The organism is Nocardia sp. NPDC004860, assembly GCF_040609015.1.
Lineage (GTDB): Bacteria > Actinomycetota > Actinomycetes > Mycobacteriales > Mycobacteriaceae > Nocardia.
In genome coordinates, this window is sequence record NZ_JBEXJI010000013.1 from 120,485 (window position 1) to 138,234 (window position 17,750).

Sequence of the window (17,750 nt, forward strand, 5' to 3'; positions counted from 1 at the left end):
GGCCGGCGGGGGCGGCGGACGGCATTCTGCGCGGGGCGTCGGCCGAGCTGGTGGGTGCCGGAAAGCAATTGCGGCAGCAGGCCCCGATCGGATCGTCGATCGGGGCCGTGCCGTATCGATCGGGGCCTTGCCGTATTACGTGTGGGCCGCGCCGTCGATGCGGATTTCGGTGCCGCTGATGAAGCGGCCGTCGTCGGAGACCAGCATGGCGATGACGCCGGCCACGTTCTCGGGGCCGGCCAGTTCGGCCGGATTGTCCTGGGGCAGAACGGCGATCAGGCGGCCGAACAGCGACCAGTCGGCGTCCTGGGGGAGATAGCCGGGGGTGGCGTCGGTGATGCCGGACTTGATGCCGCCGGGGGCGACGCTCACCGCGCGCAGGCCCTGCTTGCCGTATTCGAGGGCCAGGACATGGGTCAGGGTCTGGATGCCGCCCTTGCTGGCGGAGTACGCGGCCATGTACGGGTGGGCGAAGTTCGCCGAGGTCGAGCTGAAGTTGACGACCGTGCTGCGCGGGTTGGCGAGCAGGGCGGGCAGGGCCTCGCGGATCACGAGGAAGGTGCCGGTGAGGTTGACATTGATTATCTGGTTCCACAGGTCCAGCGACGTCTCGTGGGTGTGGGCCGCACGCAGCATCCCCGCCGCGTTCACCACCGCGTCCAGTCCGCCGAGGGCGTCGATGGCGGTGCGCACGCCCGCGACCACCTCGGACTCCACGCCGATATTCATCTCGACGGTGGTCAGCCGCGCGGCGGTGCCCGCCTCGGCGGCCTGCTTGCGGGTCAGGGCGAGGCCCTCGGCATTGACGTCGGAACCGGCGACGATCGCGCCTTCCGACAGCAGACGGAGGACGGTGGCCTGGCCGATACCGGATCCGGCGCCGGTCACCAGGATGCGGCGCTGCTCGAGACGGTTCATGGATCACTTCCTGATCGGTGGAACTAGTTTCTGACACGATATGCCGAAAATGGCACGTCGCGCCATCAAACGTTTTCGACCTCGGTACAGTTCCCGGGTGACGAGCGAGCGAAACCGTGCCGGACGCCCGGCGCTCAGCGAGACCCGCCGTGCGGCGACACGCCGGGAAGTGGCGCTGGTGGCCGCCCGGCTCTTCATCGAAAACGGTTATGCCGCAACAACTGTGGACGAGATCGCGGCGGCCGCGGGGATGGGGCTGCGCACGTTCTATCGGTACTTCGCCGGGAAGGAGGACGTCGTCGCGCCGCTGCTCGCCATCGGAACCCAGGCCTGGGCCGACGAACTCGCCGCCTGTCCGCCCGAACTGTCGCTGCGGGAAGCCCTGAGCCGTTCGTATCGCACCGCGACGGTCGGCACGCTCGCGATCGAGGGCATCGCCGAGAGCCGCCTGCGCCCGCTGGTCCGGGCCGCGACTCAACTGCCCGCCCTGCGCGCGACCTGGCTGCGCGTCCAATACGACTGCGAAACCCAGCTCATCCCGATCATCGCCGCCCGCACCGGCCGCCCCGCCGACGACCTGGACGTCGCGCTCGCCGCCGCCATGGCCAATACCGCCGTCCGCCTGGCGACCGAACTCTGGGCGGCGGGGCAGGCATCCGGCTCCGCCGCCGACGTCGTCGACACCTGTCTCGCCCGCCTCGCCGCCAACAGCTTGCTCTAGCTCCCGCCGCCGAACCCCGCCGCGCTCACACCGCTGGTTCTCACGCGCGGTTCACCCAGCTCGATCCGACGTTGGGTTTCCCTGGCACTGTGCGCAGAAGACACGGCCGGCGCGCTCGGGACCGACGCCACCGAAATAGAGTCCGGCACAGTCTTTCCCGGCTCGCCGAAGAAGACTGGAGCGCGGTTTCGGCTGGGTTCGGGAACGGCTCTACGACCGCTGGGTGTCGGCCGGGGTGGCGCGCAGGCCGTCGAGGGTCACCGCGATCAGGCGTTCGGCGGCCTCGGGTGTGGTCTCACAGGCGACGCCCAGGCCGTGCCCGAGCCTGATCAGATCGCGCGGCTCGATGTCGGCGCGGATCGTGCCCGCGTCCCGCGCCGCCTGCACCAGCAGGGAAGCCGCCCCGGTGATCGCCTCGCGGCACAGCGTGAAGGTCGGCGTGTTGTGGTCCATGCCCGCCTTGAGCGTGGTGGCGAGGACGCGATTGGCCATCACCCACTCCACCTGTTCGCGCATCCAGTACTCGAAAGCCGTCCCGGCCGTGTGGGTTACGAGGAGGTCGTGGGCACGTTGGCTCAAATGCTCGATGCTGGAACGGTAGACGGCCTCGATCAGCGCCTCACGATTGGGGAAGTGCCGGTACAGGGTGCCGATGCCGACCCCGGCGCGGCGCGCGATCTCCTCGAGCGGCGCCTCGGGGCCCAGTTCGGCGAAGGCCTGCTGGGCGGTGGTCACGATCCGCTCGTAATTGCGGCGCGCGTCGGCGCGCATCGGCTTTCCGGTCGACGGTGCTTCCACGAACCCTCCACTAGAAACGGATGGACCCTCCGGTTAGGCTTGCGCAAGTGGAGGAACCCTCCATATGATAACTCCATCGGAAACGGAGGCTTCCTCCGTTTGTATCCCATTCGATGGAGCATTCCTTGTCGACCACCCTTCCCTCGAACGCTGCCGTGCGCGTGCCGGCACCCGCTCGAGCCCCCCGGCTCCGGTCGGGAATTGTGCTGGCCACCCTGTTGACCTGCCAATTGATGATCGTCCTCGACATCACCGTGATGAATGTCGCGCTGCCACGCATCCAGACCGACCTGCACTTCAGCGCCACCGGCCTGTCCTGGGTGATGAACTCCTACAGCCTCGCCTTCGGCGGATTACTGCTGCTCGGCGGGCGTGCCGGTGACCTGTTCGGCCGCCGCAACCTGTTCATCGCCGGCGCCACCCTGTTCACCCTGGCCTCGCTCGCGGGCGGGCTGGCGCCCTCCGCGGGCTGGCTGCTCGCCGCGCGCGTCGTGCAGGGCATCGGCGGGGCCATGGCCGGACCCAACACCCTCGCCCTGCTGACCACCACCTTCAGCGATCCGAAAGCCCGGATGCGCGTACTCGCACTGTTCTCCGGAATGTCCAGTGCCGGTTTCGCTATCGGCCTCATCGTCGGCGGACTGCTGACCGAATGGCTGAGCTGGCGCTCGGTGCTCTTCATCAATGTGCCCTTCGGGTTGATCGTCGTGGTGCTGGCGCTGCGCTACCTGCCCAGGGCCGAACGGCAGCCGGCCCACCTCGACCTGCCCGGTGCGCTGACCGCCACCACCGGTGTGGCCGCTCTCGTCTACGGCTTCATCAACGCCGCCTCGGACGGTTGGGAGACTGCCACCACCGACATCTCGCTGGCGGCCGGTGCGATCCTGATCGCCGCGTTCCTCGCCATCGAATCCCGTGCGGCCCAACCGCTCCTGCCGCTGCGCCTGTTCGCCGACCGCAATCGCGCCACCGCCTACGCGAACATGTTCCTGGCACCGATGGCGGGCATGTCGATGTTCTTCTTCCTCACCCAGTTCCTGCAGGACGTGCTCGGATTGAGCGCGCTGGCAACCGGTTTCGCCTTCCTGCCCACCGCCCTGCTGATGTTCACCATGATCCGGCTGATCCCGCGCCTGCTGCCCCGCTTCGGCCCGAAACCGGTGACCGTCACCGGTGCGGCCCTGATGGTGGCCGGCCTGGTCCTGCTCACCCAGCTGACGGCCGACAGCGGCTACTTCCCGCTGCTGTTCATCGCCATGATCCTGATGGGATGCGGTATCGGCCTGTCGGTTTCACCGCTGAACGTCATCATCATGTCGAATGTCGACACCCACGAGGCGGGTGCGGCCGGCGGCGCACTGCAAACTCTCCAGCAGACCGGCGCGTCCCTCGGTCTGGCCATCCTGGTCACGGTCTTCGGCACCGCGTCCCGCAATGCCGGCGGCTCGGTCCAGCACGCGCTGGTCGGCGGCATGACCACCGCCTTCGCGGCCGCCGCCGCCATCGCGGCCCTCGTCTTCGTCGTTGCCCTCACCTTCCGGGCCATCGGTCCGGCGGCCAACGCGGCCCGGCGGGGCTAGTCCCGGCGATATCGCCCATGTCGGAGTAGGTAACCGGCGTGCGGCCGAGGTTTCATCGAACGATCGGCCCACCACGAATCGTGGTGGGCCGATCGTCGTCTACCGAATCCCGGTGCCCCACACGGCGGTCAGCCACACCTGCCGGACGGCGGCCATGTTGCGGGCGGCGGCCGCGGTGTCGGCGGCCGCGGTCTCTTCGCGCAGGACCGCGACCGTCATGGCGACGAGCACACTGATCAGGGTGGGCAGGTCGGCGGAGGCCGGGCGCATGTGGTGGGAGTCGACCTGCGGCTGGATGAAGGTCACGAGTTTGTGCTCCAGGTTTCCGATGAACGCGTCCCACATGGCACGCAATTGGGCGTCGGTGTCGCGGGATTGGGCGCAGGCGTTGAGGAGGTGGGCATTGCGGCGCCAGACCGCGACCGCGCCGTCGATCATGCGGATGGTGAAGTCCGCCGGGGGCTCCTGGTTGTCGTAGGAGGTCAATTCGCTTGTCTCCTGGTCTATTTCGGTCCATACCTGCTCGAGGGCGGCGGCGACCACGGAGTACTTGGACTCGAAATAGAAGTAGAACGCGGGGCGGGAGACGCCGGCGTGCTTGGCGATCCGCAGCACCGACATATCGGTGATCGACACCGTGTGCAGCAGATCGGTGACCGCGTCGATGATCAGGGCGCGCTGCTGGTCGCCACGGCTGGGCGGGCGGCGGTCCCCGGCGACGTTGCGCGCGGCTGCCTGCGTCATCGACTGCACCTCCGAATCCTGGGTTCGCGCTCAGTCTACCGGCTATTGACACACTGTCAGATTGCCTGACAGTGTGTCAGGTATGGGTTGCTGTATTGCCGTGGCTTATCTGATCGCCCTCGCCGGGTTCGGCTGGCGGTTGCTGACCCGGCGTGGCGGGGTGCCGTCGACATCGGCGCCGCCGCCCGCCCGGCGGCTCGCGCCCCAGGCCGTGGCTCCCGGTCCGAGGAGTGCCCTATGACGATCGGCGCGCTGTACCCACCGGGCAGGCGGACCCGTACGGTCCAGCTGAGCCTGCCCGAGGGCCTCGGCCGGATCGGCGCGACGACGCGGCGAAAGCTGCTGCGTGCCATGGCCTGCTGGGCTGTGGTGTGGCCGGCCGCCGCCACGGCCGTGCTCGCCGACGTCTCGCCCACGGTCACGTCCTTCGCCCTCGGGGCGGTCGTACCGGGCGGCGGCCTGCTCTACGCCGGGCATCCGTTGCTCATGGTGGCGGTCTGGCTGGGCTGCCTGGCGGCGCTGTTCGCCTGGTGGGCCTTCGGTCCGGTGGTGCTGCCGCCGCTGGTGTGGTTCGCATCGGCTCTGCTCGGTGCCGCGATGAGTGGTCACGCGGTGTGGTCCTGGGCGGCCGTGCTGGTCCTGGCGACACCCTTCGCGCTGGTATCGGTCGCGTTCGTGGTCTTCTTCGTGCGGCGGGCGTCGCAGCGGACACGTGGCCGAGAGCTGAACGCGCGCTTGGAGTCCCGAGTGTTCACGATCACCGGTGCGCCGGAGGCGCCGCCGGTGGCCGAGCACTCGGCGGAAGACCTCGCGGCGCTGCGCTACGCCCTCGATCTCGCGTTGCAGCCGCTGGACCGGTTCGACGGCTTCACCAGGATCGATCAGTTCCGGGAGGCGGCCCTGCGCTACCAGCTCAACGGCCTGGGCTACGCGTTGGCGACCGCCCAGTACACGCGAACTCCGGCCTTCACCGGTTATCTCGCCGAGGCGCAGCGCAATGCCATCGCCAAGATCCTGGACAGGCGGGTCTGGGGCTATTGGGCGCTGGAGAATCTCTGGGGCAATCTGCGCTGGAATCCGGACCCGGCCGACCGCGAGAACATCATGCTCACCGGTTTTCTGGGGCTGATGGTGGGGATGTACGAGACGCTCAACGACGATCGGTTCTCCGCCTCCGGCGCACTCACCTTCCGATGGAACGATCGCCGCGCATACCGGAACAGTTTCGGCACGCTCGCGGAATCGGTGCACCGCAATATGATCGCCGGGGACTACACCCTGTACCCGTGTGAACCGAACTGGATCTACACGGTGTGCAACACCTTCGGGCTCAATACCCTGCTGACCCACGACCGCTTGCACGGCACCGCGCTCACGGCCGATGTTATCGGCCGCCTGCATCACGCCTACGAATCGGAGTTCCTGCGCCCCGACGGCCGGATCATCGGGGTCCGCAGCGCCCGGCTGGGCGGATCCTGGAACTTCTGGGCGGGTCCGGCAATCCAGCTCACCACCGCCCTGTGGCTGCACGCCGGGTTGCCGGAGTACGCGCAGCGGGCCTGGTGGATCGTGCGCGACCAGGAAATCCATGCTCGCGGTGAGCATGTCGGGTTTCCGCTGCGGGCGAGCTCGCGGGTCGATGCGGGCAACTATCGGTTCGGCAGTGCTTACGGGCAGGTCATGATCGCTTCGGCCGCTCGTGAGATGGGCGATGAGGATATTGCGCGGACGGCGCTGGCGGGGGTCGAGGAATTCGGTGATCCGGTGAGCGCCAATGGCGTTCGCTACTACAGGGGGCTTTCCGGACTGGGCAATATGTATGCGCTCCAGTCCCGGTTCAATCGGGCCGCCGGTGTCCGCGATCTGATCGCATTCGGTGCGCCGCCGCAGTGGCGGGCCGGGCCGGTGCTGGCGGAGGCGGCCTATCCGGACGTCCTCGTGGCCCGTGCGGTCACCGACGGCCGCGCCCTCGACCTGGTGCTGAGGCCCGGGAAGGGACTGTGCCGCACCACTTTACGGATCGTCCGACTGGATCCTGGGCGCGACTACCGCGTGGTCGGTGCCCGGGACGCGGAGTTCACCGCGTCGCACGCCGGTGAAGCCCTCATCGATATCGATCTCGGAGGTCGTCATGAAGTACGCATTGCCCCGCGCTAGGGGCGGACTGATCTCCGGCCGCGCGCTCGCTCGCCGGCTGGCGGAGCTCGATCCGGTGCGTGACAACGAGGAGGCCACCCGCCTCAGCATCGAAGTCCGGTACGGTGACGCGATTTTCGTGCATGCCGCCTACACGGTCGCCTTCGCCCGGCAGGTCGCGATTCCATCCATCTCACGCATCGTGTATCGGCGCGGGACCGGCGACATGATGCACGACGTGCGCCGCCGCAACGACGACACCCTGGTGTTCTTCGGCGAGATGCTGCGTCACGGCCACCGCAGTGCGCGCGGGCGCGCGGCGATCGATCGGATGGAGGCCATTCACAGCCGTTTCGGGATCAGCGATCAGGACAAGCTCTACACCCTCGCCTCGCTGGCCCTCGAAGCGGACCGGATTCTCGAACACCTGGGTCTGGCCGTGTTCACCGATGCGGATCGCCTGGCCCGCTTTCATTTCTGGCGCGGAGTCGGCGAGCGCATGGGCCTCGAGGTGCCTGAGACCCGAGTCGACCTGCTGGCCTGGACCGTTGACTACGAACACGCCCACTACGCCTACACCGAGGGCGGTCGCGCGCTCGTCGACCAGCTCTTCGAGGACTGGCGGCAACGCTGGTTCCCCGGCCCGCTGCGCCCGCTGGCCGACAACGCCCTGCTGCTCGTCATCGACGACCCGCTGCGCGCGGTCCACCGGCTCCCGGATCCGCCCGCCGGCCTGCAGTCCATCGCACCCCGAATCATCGATTCCTACATGACTTTCCAGTCCGTCCGCCCCCACCGGCTGAACCGATCCTGGGTCGATCATTTCCGCCGCGATGACGCCGGCCCCGTCGACCTCGACCGGATCGGATACCAGCCGGGCCGTTACGGAATCGAGCGCCAACGCTGATCAGCATTCGGACGCACTCGCGAGCGCGGTCGGGCCGGGAATGGCAGGATCGGGATTGTGAGTGAGCCGGTGCACCCCAACGACATTCGGATCTCCGACGCCGAACGGAAGAAGCTCGAGGAGACGCTGCGCCGCGCTGTGGACGCCGGCGTGCTCGATCTCGGTGAGTTCGACAGCCGGGTGCAATCGATCTGGCAGGCTCGTACCCGGGGCGAGCTGGCCAAGGTGTCCGCTGATCTGCCCGAGATGAAAGAGCCGGGGCCATCGGGCGGGCGGATCGCCATGGTGGTGCTGACCATCGTGTGGTTGTCGCTCAGCGGGCTGAACTTGATCGTGTGGCTGTTGCTGGGCGTCACGCTGGAGTGGTTCTATCCGTGGTGGGTGTGGGTGCTGGTGCCGCCGGGCGCGGTGCTGGGGACCTTGTGGGCGTGTGGAATCGGGCGGAAGCCGCGCAACAAGTGACGGATCGTTTCCGCAGCATGGGACTGACGCGCCCGTCAGCTCTCCTGCGGGGCCGGGGTGCGCAGGTGCCGGCTCATGTCGCCGGTCAGCGTGATCTGCACCTGGCGCTCGGCGAACCGCCACTGTCCGGCACTGCGCTCGAAGCGGTCCCGGTAACGGCTGGCCGCCACCGGCTGCAGAGGCAGGTCCGGTGTGGCCTGGAAAACCGTGAAATAGGAACGCGCCGTGGCGGTATCGGTGTCCTCGCCGAATTCGACGGCGATGTTCGTGGTGACGTGATGGGTGCGCGGCGTCCCGTCCTCGTACACGATCACCATCCCCCGAAACATCTTCTCGATCCGCTCACTCCCCGTGACCGACCCATCGCTGCCGCCGAACACCCCGTGCTCGAACAACGCCCCCACTCCAGCGAAATCCCCACTATCGACCAACTCGGCATACTTCGCGATCAAGTTCGTCACGGCGGTTGTATCAGCGACTGAGCTCATGTCACCCGAGACTAGGCCACCGTCACCCCGACCACGGGCCGTGCGCGTCGATCGCGTGCAGGAGCGGCACAGCGGAGATGAACAACCTCGGCGGTGCACGAACGGCGGCGACTGGGCGCAAGGTTGTGTGAAACGCGAAGATTTCACTGCCTTGTCGGACCGGTGGTGGGACAGTGGGTGTATGGCGTCCGGAAGTTTGCTCACGTGATGCGGGGCCGGGGTGGCGAGCCGTGACGGTGTTCGCCGGAACGTCGGGGTGGCAGTACGCCGACTGGCGGGAGCTGGTGTATCGGCGAGGGATCGGGCAGCGGCGGTGGCTCGAGGTGTATGCCCAGGCATTCGGGGCGGTGGAGTTGAACGCGGCCTTCTATCGGCCGGTGGCACGGACGACCTTCGAGGGGTGGCACGGACGGACGCCGGCGGATTTCGTGATGGCGGTGAAAGCCAGTCGGGTGGTGACCCACTATCGCCGGCTGCGGGAGGTCGAGATCCCGCTGGAGCGGATGATCGATGCGGCGCGCGGACTGGGGGATAGGTTGGGGCCGATACTGATTCAGCTGCCCCCCACCCTGACCGTCGAACCCGAGCGGCTCGACCAGGTGCTAGGGCTGATCCCGGCCGAGTTGCGCGTGGCGGTCGAGCCGCGCCACGAGAGCTGGTGGGACGACCGGGTCCGGGCCGTGCTCGAAGCGCACCGCGCGGCACTGTGCTGGGCCGACCGGCTCGGGCGGCCGATCACGCCGCTGTGGCGCACGGCCGACTGGGCCTACGTCCGTTTCCATGAAGGTCCCGGCCGGTCCGCACCCCGCTACCCGAAACGCGTTCTGGCCGAGTGGGTCCGGCGCATCGAGGACACCTGGGATGGAAATCACGATGCCTACGTCTTCTTCAACAACGACGTCGGTGGCGCGGCCGTCCGTGATGCGATCCGGATCGGTGAGCTGTTCCGCGCCGCAGGACGGCCGGTGGCCCGCACGCCCGATCGACTCCCGCTCACGCCCTGACGCCCGGCATCAGTGCAGCGCTGGGGGCCGGGCCACGGGCCCCTCGGCGAGCGGGCAGGATGGACTGTTGGGTACCGCGCCCGTCGAGGGGGACTGCCGTGTACAGCGTCCGGCCCCGGTGTTGGCCGGGACCGTGGAGGCCGCCAAGGGCCAGCGGCCAACGGGGATCAGGCTATGTCGGCGGCGCGAGTTTGCCTGCGCGGCCCGAGGCCATGCCTCTGCTGATTTGGGCCACGTTCGCACCCGCTGTGACCAGGCGACACGCCCGGAGCGACACGACATTAGCTGATGAATTGCTGAATTGGTCCGGCGGAGGGGATCGGGTGGGAGATCATCGTCGGCATGCTCGACGACTCCTGGTGTGTCCGTTCGATACACAGCGCGGCCGTGCTGGTCGAATTCGCCGCTGGCCGCTCGATGTCCACAGCCGCCGCACTGGCCGAGACCGGGCTCACCGAAGCCGACCTGGAGGACCCGGAGCTCGAGATCGACATCGGCCAGGAGTTCCGGATCATCGGCAACATCCTCGACGCCACCGGCGACGACCCGGGGATGGGCCTGCTGGCGGGGTTTTCGGTGCACCTGCCCATGCTGGGCAGCCTGGGCATCGCCCTGAGCAGCTGCTCCACGGTGCGCGAGATGGCCGAGCTGTGGGCCCGCCACGCCGAATTGTCCTTCGCCTACTGCCGATTCACCATCGCCGACGCCGGTGACCGGGTGCTGGTGTCCCTCGACACCGAGCCCGTCCCGCCGCGCCTGCGCCGCTTCGCTCTCGAACGCGACCTGGCCGCCCTGCGCACCATTCAGCGCGAACTGCTGTCCTGGGACGTCCTCGTGCAGCGGCTGGAGCTGACCCTGCCGTACGCCCCGGTGTACGAGGCGGTCGGTGTGCTGCTCGGCATCGGCGACATCGTCTACGACCAGCCCGCCGACACCCTCTACCTCGACGCCATCGATCTGCAACGTCCGATGCCGCAGGCGAATTCGATGCTGCGCAGGCAGTACGGGCAGCTGTGCGCGGAGATCGTCGAACGCCGCCGCGCCCGGGTCGGGCTGGCCGGTCGGGTCCGGGCCCTGCTGATGCGGCACGGCCGCGCCATCGATCAGGTCGCCATCGCCGCCGACCTGCACATGAGCGTCCGCACCCTGCGCCGCAGACTGGCCGAGGAGGGCACCACCTTCCGCGAACTGGCCTGCGAGACAACGGGCCTGCTGGCCGAGGAGCTGCTGGCCGCCGGTTTCACCGTCGACACGGTGGCCGCCCGGCTCGGCTACACGAGCGCGTCAGCGTTCGCGACCGCGTTCCGGGACTGGAAGGGACAGACCCCCGGCCAGTTCGCGCGTTCCGACCTCGCCCCGCAGCACCGCCGCCGCACCGGCGGCATCGGCGCGGCGGGACGCCCCGCCCGTCCGCACCCCGCCACGAATGAGCGCCGCCCCACCGGACAGCATGAAATCTAGGACGATTCGGGCGATCCGGACGCTGAACCCGGTTGCGGCTCAGGCCGGATCGAATCCGGCGAGCCGCGCGGCGTGCAGGGCGATGTACAGCTCGGCGGCGGCCTTCGGGTCCGAGCACCGGCGATCGGTCAGCGTCTCGATCCGCCGCAGCCGGTAGTGAATGGTGTTGCGGTGGTAGTGGAGCCGTTGCGCCACCTCGGTATTGGAGCCACCGCATTCGAACCACAGCTCGAGGGTATCGAGGAGGGTGTCGCGTTCCTCCGGCGGCAGTTCGAGCACCGGGCCCAGGACATCGTCCGCCAATTCCCGTGACGCCGAGGGCGCATGCGCGAGAACGAGCGGGATCGGCGTGCTGCCGTACGCGGTCACGGCCGGACTGCCGGGTGGCGCGCATCGCCCCGCGAGTTCCGCCTCGCGCAAGGCGGTCCCCGCGGACCCCGGCGTCGGGAAGGGACGGCTCACCCCGATGCGCCCGGTCGCATGGGCGCGCAGGCGCGACAGCACTCGCTCGTGCGAGCGTGCGGTGGCCACATTGAGCAGCCCGATCCGCGCGCCCGGCTCGGTGAGCCAGATCGACTCGACGAAGTCGGCCCGCAGCCGATCCTCGATCCCGAACAGCGGTTCGATTGCACTGGAATCGGTTTCGGCGTGCACGACGACGAAACTGCCCAGCGGCGGCAGGTGCAGGGCCCGGGCGATGTCGCGCTGGGTGGGATCGTCGGCCTCGCCGTCGAACAGCCGCCGCAGCATGGCGCGGCGCTCCACGTCGTGGCGGCGGACCCGCTCGGTGAGGTAGTCGGCGTACGCATCGGCGGCGGCGCCGGAATAGTCGTCCAGGAGCCGCCACATCTCCGAGCCGAGCTGCGGCAGCGCGTCCAGATTCGTCCCCCGCGCCGTGACGAGCGCGCGTTCCCACAGCAGTCGTCCCGCCAGCCGGTACGCGTGCAGCACCGCCGCGATCGGCACGCCCAGTTCCGCCTTGACCCGGCCCACCACGGTCGCGGGTTGCAGCCGCCGCCCGGCGCTCCCGGAGAGTTGCTCGAGCAGGGCGGCCAGATTGTCGCGGACGACGAGGTGCAGCTGCGCCTCGGTGAGGGCGGCCTCCGCGTAGGCGTTCTCGCCGGTGAGGATGCGGCCGACGAGTTCGGTGGTGAGGTCGTCGACCTCGACGAGCAGGGTGCGCGCTACTGCGGTCGAACCGCTCGGCGGCACCGCGGTGGAACCGCTCGGCGTTACCGCGGTCGAACCGGTCTGCGGCACTGCGGTGGAGCCGTTGCGCGGCGGGCCGGTGAGCGCTGTCATGGATTCGATAGTAGGCAGTTGCTCTCGACGCCGACTGTGCTCCAGCACAGTCGGCCGGGCGGTATCGGCAAACCCGCGCACATGGTGGGCGGATGCACCTGACCCGCAGTATCGACACCGACAGCGACAGTGACCCGGGTCATAGCCGACCCGGGTCGACCGATGAGGTGGAGAGAGGTGCCGACCGTGTACGACTACATCGTCGTAGGCGCGGGGTCCGCGGGATCCGTGCTGGCCAGCCGATTGTCCGAGGACCCGGCGATCCGGGTGGCCGTGATCGAGGCCGGACCGCGCGACACCGCCGAGGAGATCCACCTGCCGGTCGCCTTCCCGTCCCTGTTCAAGAGCCCGCTGGACTGGGACTACGACACCGAACCCGAACCCCGGCTGCACAGCCGCCGCGCCTACCTCCCGCGCGGCCGCGTCCTGGGCGGATCCAGCTCCATGAACGCTATGATCTACATCCGCGGCGCCCGTGCCGATTACGACGCGTGGGCCGCGGCCGGCGCGGACGGGTGGAGCTACGACGAGGTGCTGCCGTACTTCGTGCAGGCCGAGGACAACGAGCGCGGCAAGGACGCCTACCACGGTGTGGGCGGGCCGCTGTCGGTCAGCGACAGCCGGTCGAATCATCCACTGGGCGACGCATTCCTGCGCGCCGCCGAACAGGCCGGGCACACCCGCAACGACGATTTCAACGGCGTCAGCCAGCTCGGCGTCGGCCGCTACCAGGTGACCCAGCGCAACGGCATGCGATGCAGCGCCGCGGTCGCCTACCTTCACCCGGCGCTGGAGCGCGAGAACCTGACGGTCATCACCGATGCCCTCGCGCACCGGATCGTCATCGAGAACGGCCGGGCCACCGGTGTGGTGATCGGCCGCGACGGCAGCACCGAGACCATTCGGGCCCGGCGCGAAATCGTGCTGGCCGCAGGCGCTTACGGCTCCGCGCAGCTGCTGTTGCTGTCCGGTATCGGCCCGGCCGAACAGCTGGCGGCCTTCGGCATCGAGACCGTCCGCGACCTGCCGGTCGGGCAGAACCTCCAGGACCACCTGTCGGTGTTCCTCAACTACCGCACCGACCGCGAATCCCTGATGACCGCGCTCACGCCCGAAAACCTGGGCCTGCTCCAGGAATCCGGCCGCGGCCCGCTGACCTCGAATATCGGTGAGACCGGCGGCTTCCTCGAAACCCGCACCGGACTGGCGGGCCCGGACATCCAGTTCCACCAGGCCCCGGTCCTGTTCCACGGTGAGGGCATGGGTGCGGCGACCGAGCACGGCTACGCGTTCGGCCCCTGCCTGATCAACCCCACCAGCCGCGGCGAACTCACCCTGCGCTCGGCGGACCCGGCCACCGCGCCGCGCATCCGCCACAACTACCTCGACACCGAGGCCGACCGCGCGAGCATCATCGCCGGACTGCGCAGCGCCCTCGACATCGCCGGCCGGCCCGCGCTGCGCGAGCTCACCACCGGCGAATTCCTCACTCCCGCAGGTGATTCCGACGCCGAACTGCTCGATTTCGCGGCCCGCACCGCCCAGACCCTCTATCACCCCACCTCCACCTGCGCCATCGGCGCGGTCGTGGACCCGCGCCTGCGCGTACTGGGCGTCGCGGGCCTGCGCGTCGCCGATGCCTCGGTCATGCCGTCGGTGGTGCGGGGCAATACCAACGCGCCCACGATCATGATCGGCGAGAAGGCCGCCGTCATGCTCGCCGAGGACGCCGACTCGGAAGGAAACGCATCGTGACCACCACCGCCGCGGCGACCATCGACGCCACCGTCTCCGCACTCCGGCAGGGCGAAATCGACTGGGCCCGGACCCCGTTGCCCGCCCGGCGGCGGCTGCTCGAGCAGATTCACGCCAATACCGCGCGCTACGCGCGGGAGTGGGTCGAGACCGCAGCCCGCATCAAGAAGCTGCCCCTGGACTCGCCGCTGCTCGGCGAGGAATGGGTGAGCGGCCCCTACTCGCTGCTCACCGGCGCGGCCGCGCTCGCGGAATCGCTGCGGGCACTGGAGCAGGGCCGCAGCCCGGTCGACGGCTATCCGATCCACGCCGCCCCCGGCGGCCGCACCGCGGTGGACGTCTTCCCGCACGGCGTCTTCGATTGGCTGCTGCTCAACGGATTCCGCGCGGAGGTCTGGACCAGGCCCGGCGTCGACGCCGAAACCGTCCGTGCCCGAGCCGGTCTGGGGCAGCGCACCCCGGCCGAGACCGGCGGCGTGGGCGTGGTCCTCGGCGCGGGCAATATCTTCTCGATCGCGCCGCTGGACGTGCTCTACCAGCTCTACGCCGACAACCGGGTGGTAGCGCTCAAGCTGAATCCGATCACCGACCCGCTGCTGCCGGTGCTGGAGAAGATCTTCGCTCCCCTGATCGAGGGTGGTTTCGTACGCCTGCTCACCGGCGGCCCCGAGGTCGGCACGGCGCTGGTGCACCATGCCGGCGTGGACGCGGTGCACATGACCGGCAGCGCGCTCACCCACGACGCCATCGTGTTCGGCGCCGGCGAGGAAGGCGCGCGGAACAAGGCGGCGGGTACACCGAAACTCGACAAACCCATCACCAGCGAACTGGGCGGCGTCTCACCCACCATCGTGATCCCCGGCCGCTGGTCCGACGCCGACCTCCGGTACCAGGCCGAGCACCTGGCCACCCAGCGCCTGCACAACAACGGCTACAACTGCGTCGCCGCGCAGGTCGCGGTGATCTCCGCGGACTGGCCCCAGAAGGACCGGTTCCTCGCCGAACTGCGCGCCGCGCTCGAGCGGGCGCCGCAGCGTCCGGACTACTACCCGGGCTCGGCCGCCCGCGTCGACGGCGCGCGCACGTCCTATCCCGACGCCGAGCGGATCGGCGCGCGCACCCTCATCACCGGGCTGGTGCCGCACCGGGACGAGACCGCGCTGCGCACCGAGTACTTCGCCCCGGTGCTGGGCGTGCTCGAATTGAGCGGCGACGCAGCGGAATTCCTCACGCGGGCGGTCCGCGTATCCAACGAGGAGTTCGAGGGCACCCTCGGCGTCAACATCATCGCCGACCCCGCCACCATCGACCGGCTGGGGGAGCAATTCGAACGAGCCATCGCCGATCTGCGGTACGGCACCGTCGCCATCAACGCCTGGACCGGTCTCGGCTACCTGACCGCCCGCGCCTCCTGGGGCGCCTTCCCCGGGCACACCCTCGCCGACATCCAGAGCGGAATCGGCGTGGTGCACAACGGCTTGCTGATCGCCGATCCGGAGCGCACCGTGGTCCGCGGCCCCTTCCGCCCCGTCCCGCGGTCGCTGCTGCGCGGCGAGTTCGCGCTCTCCCCGAAACCGCCGTGGTTCGTGACCAACCGCACCGGCGCCACCACCCTGCGGCGACTGACCAACTTCGCGAAGCGACCCGGCGCCGCCGCCCTGCCGGGCATCTTCGCCTCCGCGCTGCGCGGCTGAGCGCAGCGAACCGGGCCGGGCGCGCCACTTCCGCGCACGGCGCGCCCGGCCCGGTTCACCCGGTCTGTACCCGAGAAAGACATCTGCACAATGACTTACGACGAGCTCGACCTGCCGATGCCCAGCACCATGCAGGACGAACCGCTGTCCCTGGCCACCCTGCTGCGCTATGCGAGCACGGTGCACGCCGACGCCACCGTCCGCACCTGGACCGGCACCGAATCCCGCGTCCTGACCTACCGCGAACTGGGCGAGCAGGCGGCCCGGCTGGCCCACGCCCTGACCGCGCTGGGCATCGGCCGCGGGGATCGCGTCGGCACCTTCATGTGGAACAACAACGAGCACCTCATCGCCTATTGCGCGGTGCCCGCCATGGGAGCGGTGCTGCACACCATCAACATCCGGTTGTTCCCCGAACAGATCACCTACGTGACCGATCACGCGGCGGACCGCGTCGTGATCGTCGACGCCTCCCTGATCCCGGTGTTCGCGCCGGTACTGCCGACCCTGCGCACCGTGCGCCACGTCATCGTCGCCAACGGTGACGCCGCGGCGCTGCCCGCGCCCGAGGGCGTCACCGTCCATGAGTTCGGCACCCTGCTCGCGCAGTATCCGGGCGCCTTCGACTTCCCGGTCCTCGACGAGCGCTCGGCCGCCGCCATGTGCTACACCTCCGGCACCACCGGCGACCCGAAAGGCGTTGTCTACTCCCATCGTTCGAACTGGCTGCACTCCATGCAGGCCTGCACCACCGATGCCATGGGCGTGCGCGCCGGCGACCGGATGCTGGCCATCGTGCCCATGTTCCACGCCAATGCCTGGGGTCTGCCCTATGCCGCGCTCATGGCCGGGGCGTCGCTGGTGATGCCCGACCGCTTCCTGCAACCGGAACCGCTGCTGGCGCTCATGGCCGCCGAGCGGCCGAGTTTCGCCGCGGCCGTGCCGACGGTGTGGAACGGCGTGCTGACCGCCGTCGACGCGAAGCCGCAGGACCTGACCCATCTGCGGGCGGTCGTGGTCGGCGGTGCCGCGGTGCCGCCGCAGCTGATGCGGGCCTTCGAGGAACGGCACGGCGTGCCCATCATCCAGGCGTGGGGGATGACCGAGACCTCCCCGCTGGGTGCGCTGGCCTGGCCGCCCGCGGGCCTCGACGGCGAGGCCGCCTTCGCCTACCGGATCACCCAGGGCCGCATCCCGGCCGCGGTGCAGGCGCGGCTCATCGGAGACGATGGCACCGAGCTGCCCCGCGACGGAAAAGCGGTGGGAGAGCTGGAGGTTCGCGGCCCCTGGGTCACCGCCTCCTACTATTCGCCGGATGCCGCGGGAATCGGCGCCGACGCCTTCCGCGACGGCTGGCTGCGCACCGGCGACGTCGGCACCATCAGCGCCGACGGCTACCTCACCCTGGTCGACCGGGCCAAGGACATCATCAAATCCGGCGGTGAATGGATCTCCTCGGTCGATCTGGAAAACGCGCTCATGGCGCACCCCGACATCGCCGAGGCCGCCGTTTTCGGTGTGCCGGACGAGAAGTGGGACGAGCGCCCCGTCGTGGCCGCCGCACTGCGCGCCGGTGCCGAACCCGATGCCGCTGCGCTCCGCGCGTTCCTGTCCGACAAGATCGCGAAATGGCAGCTCCCCGAACGCTGGACATTCGTCTCCGAGGTGCCCAAGACCAGCGTCGGCAAGTTCGACAAGAAGGTGCTGCGCGCCCGTTACGCCGCCGGTGAACTCGCCATCGTCATTCCCGACTGACCACTGGTGAGGATTGTGCGCCGCC

Annotated in this window: 15 protein-coding genes; 10 read left to right on the forward strand and 5 right to left on the reverse strand. The window is 69.4% G+C overall.

Annotation, left to right across the window (positions count from 1 at the left end):
* Positions 1 to 135 precede the first annotated feature (135 nt).
* Positions 136 to 918: an SDR family oxidoreductase gene (locus ABZV44_RS23595; protein WP_354840005.1), complete on the reverse strand. Its 783-nt coding sequence runs from the start codon at positions 916 to 918 to the stop codon at positions 136 to 138.
* 97 nt (positions 919 to 1,015) lie between these two features.
* On the opposite strand from ABZV44_RS23595, the gene ABZV44_RS23600 reads away from it, so the two are divergent.
* Positions 1,016 to 1,639 (forward strand): TetR family transcriptional regulator, encoded by a 624-nt coding sequence (locus ABZV44_RS23600; RefSeq protein ID WP_354840008.1) that lies wholly within the window; start codon positions 1,016 to 1,018, stop codon positions 1,637 to 1,639.
* 210 nt (positions 1,640 to 1,849) lie between these two features.
* On the opposite strand, the gene ABZV44_RS23605 is transcribed toward ABZV44_RS23600, so the two are convergent.
* Complete coding sequence (locus tag ABZV44_RS23605) at positions 1,850 to 2,437, reverse strand: helix-turn-helix domain-containing protein (RefSeq protein ID WP_354840010.1); 588 nt, start codon at positions 2,435 to 2,437, stop codon at positions 1,850 to 1,852.
* Between the two features lie 203 nt (positions 2,438 to 2,640).
* On the opposite strand from ABZV44_RS23605, the gene ABZV44_RS23610 reads away from it, so the two are divergent.
* The gene (locus tag ABZV44_RS23610) at positions 2,641 to 4,017 is read left to right on the forward strand and encodes an MFS transporter (RefSeq protein ID WP_354840012.1); all 1,377 of its coding nucleotides are present in this window, start codon (positions 2,641 to 2,643) and stop codon (positions 4,015 to 4,017) included.
* Positions 4,018 to 4,116: 99 nt separating this feature from the next.
* On the opposite strand, the gene ABZV44_RS23615 is transcribed toward ABZV44_RS23610, so the two are convergent.
* Positions 4,117 to 4,761: a TetR/AcrR family transcriptional regulator gene (locus ABZV44_RS23615; RefSeq protein WP_354840015.1), complete on the reverse strand. Its 645-nt coding sequence runs from the start codon at positions 4,759 to 4,761 to the stop codon at positions 4,117 to 4,119.
* Between the two features lie 237 nt (positions 4,762 to 4,998).
* On the opposite strand from ABZV44_RS23615, the gene ABZV44_RS23620 reads away from it, so the two are divergent.
* Genes ABZV44_RS23620 through ABZV44_RS23630 form a run of 3 tightly spaced genes read left to right on the forward strand, consistent with a single transcriptional unit; the run spans position 4,999 to position 8,266 of the window.
* On the forward strand, positions 4,999 to 6,918 hold the full coding sequence (locus ABZV44_RS23620; protein WP_354840018.1) for a hypothetical protein: 1,920 nt from the start codon (positions 4,999 to 5,001) through the stop codon (positions 6,916 to 6,918).
* Entirely contained in the window at positions 6,893 to 7,804 is a 912-nt protein-coding gene (locus ABZV44_RS23625; protein WP_354840021.1) for a DUF2236 domain-containing protein, read from the forward strand. The genes ABZV44_RS23620 and ABZV44_RS23625 overlap by 26 nt, the downstream gene beginning before the upstream one ends.
* 57 nt (positions 7,805 to 7,861) lie before the next feature.
* The gene (locus ABZV44_RS23630) at positions 7,862 to 8,266 is read left to right on the forward strand and encodes a DUF1707 domain-containing protein (protein WP_354840024.1); all 405 of its coding nucleotides are present in this window, start codon (positions 7,862 to 7,864) and stop codon (positions 8,264 to 8,266) included.
* 35 nt (positions 8,267 to 8,301) lie between these two features.
* On the opposite strand, the gene ABZV44_RS23635 is transcribed toward ABZV44_RS23630, so the two are convergent.
* Complete coding sequence (locus ABZV44_RS23635; protein WP_354840027.1) at positions 8,302 to 8,754, reverse strand: nuclear transport factor 2 family protein; 453 nt, start codon at positions 8,752 to 8,754, stop codon at positions 8,302 to 8,304.
* A 230-nt stretch (positions 8,755 to 8,984) separates the two neighbouring features.
* Between ABZV44_RS23635 and ABZV44_RS23640 the strand changes: the two genes are divergently transcribed.
* Both ABZV44_RS23640 and ABZV44_RS23645 read left to right on the forward strand, forming a co-directional pair.
* Positions 8,985 to 9,758 (forward strand): DUF72 domain-containing protein, encoded by a 774-nt coding sequence (locus ABZV44_RS23640; protein ID WP_354840030.1) that lies wholly within the window; start codon positions 8,985 to 8,987, stop codon positions 9,756 to 9,758.
* A 342-nt stretch (positions 9,759 to 10,100) separates the two neighbouring features.
* Positions 10,101 to 11,219 carry an AraC family transcriptional regulator ligand-binding domain-containing protein gene (locus ABZV44_RS23645; protein WP_354840033.1) on the forward strand — a complete coding sequence of 373 codons (1,119 nt, stop codon included), beginning with the start codon at positions 10,101 to 10,103 and terminating at the stop codon, positions 11,217 to 11,219.
* A 39-nt stretch (positions 11,220 to 11,258) separates the two neighbouring features.
* On the opposite strand, the gene ABZV44_RS23650 is transcribed toward ABZV44_RS23645, so the two are convergent.
* The gene (locus ABZV44_RS23650) at positions 11,259 to 12,521 is read right to left on the reverse strand and encodes a helix-turn-helix domain-containing protein (RefSeq protein ID WP_354840036.1); all 1,263 of its coding nucleotides are present in this window, start codon (positions 12,519 to 12,521) and stop codon (positions 11,259 to 11,261) included.
* Between the two features lie 177 nt (positions 12,522 to 12,698).
* On the opposite strand from ABZV44_RS23650, the gene ABZV44_RS23655 reads away from it, so the two are divergent.
* The 3 genes from ABZV44_RS23655 to ABZV44_RS23665 all read left to right on the forward strand — a co-directional run bounded on the left by ABZV44_RS23655 (position 12,699) and on the right by ABZV44_RS23665 (position 17,725).
* A complete protein-coding gene (locus ABZV44_RS23655; RefSeq protein ID WP_354840039.1) occupies positions 12,699 to 14,276 on the forward strand; it encodes a GMC family oxidoreductase N-terminal domain-containing protein in 1,578 nt (525 codons plus the stop codon).
* A complete protein-coding gene (locus ABZV44_RS23660) occupies positions 14,273 to 15,970 on the forward strand; it encodes an aldehyde dehydrogenase family protein (RefSeq protein WP_354840042.1) in 1,698 nt (565 codons plus the stop codon). Before ABZV44_RS23655 ends, ABZV44_RS23660 begins: the two co-directional genes overlap by 4 nt.
* A 117-nt stretch (positions 15,971 to 16,087) precedes the next feature.
* Positions 16,088 to 17,725, forward strand: coding sequence for a long-chain fatty acid--CoA ligase (locus tag ABZV44_RS23665; protein WP_354840304.1), 1,638 nt, complete (start codon positions 16,088 to 16,090; stop codon positions 17,723 to 17,725).
* Positions 17,726 to 17,750: the final 25 nt, after the last annotated feature.